Origin of the sequence: Pseudomonas sp. PA-4-8C (assembly GCF_021606625.1) — a bacterium.
Classification (GTDB): domain Bacteria; phylum Pseudomonadota; class Gammaproteobacteria; order Pseudomonadales; family Pseudomonadaceae; genus Aquipseudomonas; species Aquipseudomonas lactis.
The window spans coordinates 1-4,078 of record NZ_WKCD01000385.1 but is presented as its reverse complement, the minus strand read 5'-3'; the positions used below and the strand labels follow the sequence as shown (position 1 = coordinate 4,078).

The following is a 4,078-nucleotide window of genomic DNA, read 5'->3' as shown; positions in this document are numbered from 1 at the left end:
CATCGAACCCGCCGCTTGGCTCAAGGATACGCTGGAAAAACTACCCAGCTGGCCCAACAGCCGGATCGATGAGCTATTACCCCTCGCGCCTCAACCTGAGTAAAGGTGGGGCGGCTGGACGCTTACCGTTGACAGCAACCCAGGTAGCTAGAACCTTTAAGGCTACGCCACACCGTGGTGGTTCTCCCAAAGTGCGATTAGCGTCCGGCGGCTCGCACGGTCACAGCGATGTGATGGATGTCTACTTTTACTAGTGTGCCCACTGTGGCAACTCATACCCCTTCTTATCTGCCCTGCAGCAACTTAACCGCGTGGCCATTTCATTGCGCCAACCTGCGCCCGTCTCTTTCTCCCGGAAAGAGACGGGCGCTCGTACCTCTGCTGCAAGCCACGTCGTACATGGCATTGCCGCAACTCTCCCCGTGACAATCGGCCCGACAAATCCGATTCGTCGCCATCCGCAACGACCCAGACACTAGTGCCGCAGCCTATGGAAAGGCTGTACCTGACTGACAGTCAGGCATGCCCCAGGTTTCGATGTTGTTGCCTTCTCCCGCTCAGGATCTCTAGGTGCCGAACTCGTCAGTCGGCACAGCCTCCACCCGCCCGCATCTTCGGATGCGTCTAAGGAGGCCAGATTCATGGGGTCATGCCCTTGCTCCCGGTCGTAAGGAGCCGTTCGTTCCACGTCAGTGAGCACCTCACAGGCCGCAGGGGCCTTGATCCCTGATAACACTCAACAACCGTGGCGGGACTACGTGAGGACAACCAGCAATGAACGAGGAGAGGGCCATGCACCAGTTAGATCCGAAGCTTGAACTACCACGACCACCTCGACCGCTGTTTGAGTCGAATGCCGTGGCCCAGCCTTATCCGGTGCAGGCACTGGGCGGGATTCTTGGGCCTGCGGTGGAACGCATGGCCGAGGTCATCGGCGTGCCCCAAGCACTGGCCGCGCAATCGGTGCTGGCCGCGTCGGCCCTAGCCACTCAAGGTCATGCGGGCTTACAGCTCGATGGGAGAAATTATCCCCTGTCGCTGTACCTGATCACGGTGGCAGCGTCGGGGGATCGTAAAACGGCGGCAGACCGATGTGCATTGCTGCCAGCACGGCAATGGGAGCGTGAGCAGTGGCAGCGTTACCGCGAACAGCTTGCACGGCACCGTGCCGCACAGCGGCAGGCGCAGCGTATCAATCCTGCCGATCCTGAGTCCGCGAACGGGGCGCTGCTCGAGACGGAGCCCTCAGCTCCTAGGCTGATCACCACGGACCCGACTATCGAGGCCCTGATCAAGGGGCTCTGTCATGACCTGCCCAGCATGGGTTTGTTCTGTGACGAGGGCGGACAATTCCTCGGCAGCAGCACCATGAATAGGGACAATCGTTTGAAAGCCGTGACGACCTTATCGTCACTCTGGGACGCTAGCCCAATTGATCGTGCACGCTCCATGGCTGGCGAAAGCCTGCGAGCCTACGACCGGCGCTTGAGCCTGCACCTGATGCTGCAACCGTATCTAGCCATGCAGTTGCTCAGTGACCCGTTGCTGCAGGGGCAAGGCATTCTCGGCCGCTGCCTGATGACCTGGCCCACTAGCCTGGCTGGACAACGCAGCTACCAGGCTGTCGACTTGTCCCATGACGCTGCCCTAACGCGCTATCACCACCGCCTTTCAGCCCTGTTTCATCAGCCCTGGTCACTTTCCGCTGACGGTGCTCTGCAGTTGTCATCCCTGACCCTCAGCCCGTTGGCCCGCCGTCGCTGGATTGATTTGCATGATGCTATCGAAGCTCAACTGGGTGAGTTTGGCGAGCTGGCCAGCGTGCGGCCCAGCGGTTCGAAGGCCGCCGACAACCTTTTGCGCGTCGCCAGTATTTTGGCCGTTGTTGAGGAGAGCAGTGTCGTGGAGGTCGACCATATCCAGCGTGCCTCGGCCTTAGTTGGCTACTACCTCACCGAGATCCAGCGCCTGACCGAGCAGGAGCCGGTGTGCAGGGTAAAAGAAGAGGCGGACCGGCTGTTGCGCTGGCTGCAGGTCAAGGATTGGAAGCGCTTCAGTATTCGAGATGTGAATCGCAACGGTCCCCGCTTTGCCCGCAAGAGCAGTCGTCATGCCGCAAAGCTGCTGGTCGAGTTGATTGATCATCAGTGGTTGATCTCCGACGGCCACACCTTCGAGGTGCGCCATGTTCAATCTTGATGAAGCGCTGCGCAACCATCTGGCTCAACGCCAAAAGGAGCCGAAAGTGCGATTTGTCGCCGCGACTGTCGCCACTTTGTCGCCACGTTCAAAACCAAGCAGGACGAGGGCTGTCGCCGGTGTCGCCACCCTCCGTAAAACTATGGCCTCGACGACAGCCATCATCCAATGGCTGAAAGAGGAGGGCGCAGATCTATACGCCACAGACAATACGCTGAGTTTCCGCCCGACTGATTGGGCTCAGATCGCCATTGTGAGCGCGCACTGGCGAGCCCTTTTGCATGCTCTCAGTACAGTCGATCAGGAGCAGAAAAATGGCTCGGGTCGGTAGACGAGTTGGGCGCAATTTCGGCTTCGGTCGCCAGCTCAGCTATGCCGGACCGCAAGCCCTGAAAGATCTGTTTGGCGACGGCCATTTTGCTACCGTCAAAGCCCATAGCGATCGGTGGCAGGCCTTCGTGAATTGGTGTCGATCCGAGGAAGGGCCAAGGCTCAATGACGCGCGTCAGATCGACCGCGAGATCCTCATGCGGTACGCCGCCTATATGAGGCAGCAGGTTGACCAGGGCAGCGTCGGCATCGCCACCGCGCAGAACCGACTGTCAAGCGTGAACCGAACGATGGCTGCGCTGCGTGGTGATCAGTACGTCAAAATCTCCAGTCCGAGCAAGGCGCTGGGTTTGCAGCGCTCAAGCGTACGGGGGGAGGCACCGCAAGGCCAAGATCGTGCTCAGATCGAATTGATCGCACGCGCGCTGTCAGAGCGAAGTCAGCAACGAGTGGCCGCAATTGTGCATCTGGCCCGCGAGACTGGTATGCGTCTGCGTGAAGCGATCTTGGCGGACCTGCCCCGACTGCAACGTGAGGCGCGGCAACTGGGCAAGATCAACATCCAGGACGGCACCAAAGGCGGCCGATCAGGCGCGTCAGCACCGCGTTGGATCGCGGTCACTGATCAGATCCATGGCGCCTTGGATAGGGCCTGGAAGGCTTCACCCAGTTGCAGTCGGAACCTGTTGGCTCCCAGCGAGAGCTACAAAGAGTTTATGCAATTAGTTGTGCGACCGGCACGGGACCTCCTGCATGAACATGGATTGAAAGGCTTTCATGAGCTGCGGGCGGCTTACGCCTGTGAGCGCTATAAGCAGATGACCGGCTTTCCTGCACCTGTAAATGGCGTTCGTGTTCATCGCGAAGATCGAGAGCTTGATCTGCGGGCGCGACAGCAGATCAGCCACGAGTTAGGACATAACCGCATCGATGTGGTGAGTGCCTACATCGGAGGTCGGCGATGACGGCCGAGTTCGACATAGCGTTGTTCCTGCGCCCTGTGCTCAAAGGTGGACATGCCACGCAGCAGCGGCACATCAGGCAAGCAGAAAGGATGCACGAGGTGATTCGTGAACGCTGGGGGTGCGCGACTCCCTGGTCCTGGAGAGAAAAGCACGTGAGATGGTTTCTGGAGCACTATTTGCGATGCTCAGCTCCAGCTACCATCTACTACTACGAGTTAACAGCAGGGTTGATCCGCCGTAGAAAGGCAAAAGTCGTGATTGTCTGATAGACCTTTAAGCGTGAGCCCCCGAGTATGGGAATGCGGAGCCTTCCCATACTCAGGGGCTTGGCTGAAGAGGCGCAGGCATACCAGAGATCTGGCGACTGTCGTCACTCCTTTCGCCCTACTACACGACACGGATCGTAGCCGGTGGCGCGTACTTTTTGGATGTTCAGCGAATCGGTACGACGTTGCGATGTAAGCGTCCAGCCCGCCCACCTTCTCCTCGAGCACCCCTGCCCGCATCCTCTGTATTTTTCAGCAGGGGATTCACATGGAAACGATGCACGCGCGGCGCGAGTCCTGGGCCAGGCATGTCCAGGC

5 protein-coding genes are annotated in these 4,078 nt (G+C 59.2%); all 5 read left to right on the top strand.

Annotated features, from left to right (window positions below):
* The coding region (locus GIW04_RS28665; protein ID WP_156422911.1) for a transposase domain-containing protein at positions 1 to 103 on the top strand (103 nt) is incomplete at its 5' end.
* A 689-nt stretch (positions 104 to 792) separates the two neighbouring features.
* Positions 793 to 2,199, top strand: coding sequence for a YfjI family protein (locus tag GIW04_RS28660; RefSeq protein WP_169912706.1), 1,407 nt, complete (start codon positions 793 to 795; stop codon positions 2,197 to 2,199).
* Complete coding sequence (locus GIW04_RS28655; RefSeq protein ID WP_169918708.1) at positions 2,186 to 2,530, top strand: hypothetical protein; 345 nt, start codon at positions 2,186 to 2,188, stop codon at positions 2,528 to 2,530. Before GIW04_RS28660 ends, GIW04_RS28655 begins: the two co-directional genes overlap by 14 nt.
* On the top strand, positions 2,514 to 3,494 hold the full coding sequence (locus GIW04_RS28650) for an integrase domain-containing protein (protein WP_070414479.1): 981 nt from the start codon (positions 2,514 to 2,516) through the stop codon (positions 3,492 to 3,494). The genes GIW04_RS28655 and GIW04_RS28650 overlap by 17 nt, the downstream gene beginning before the upstream one ends.
* Positions 3,491 to 3,760 (top strand): hypothetical protein, encoded by a 270-nt coding sequence (locus GIW04_RS28645; RefSeq protein ID WP_236270534.1) that lies wholly within the window; start codon positions 3,491 to 3,493, stop codon positions 3,758 to 3,760. The genes GIW04_RS28650 and GIW04_RS28645 overlap by 4 nt, the downstream gene beginning before the upstream one ends.
* Positions 3,761 to 4,078: the final 318 nt, after the last annotated feature.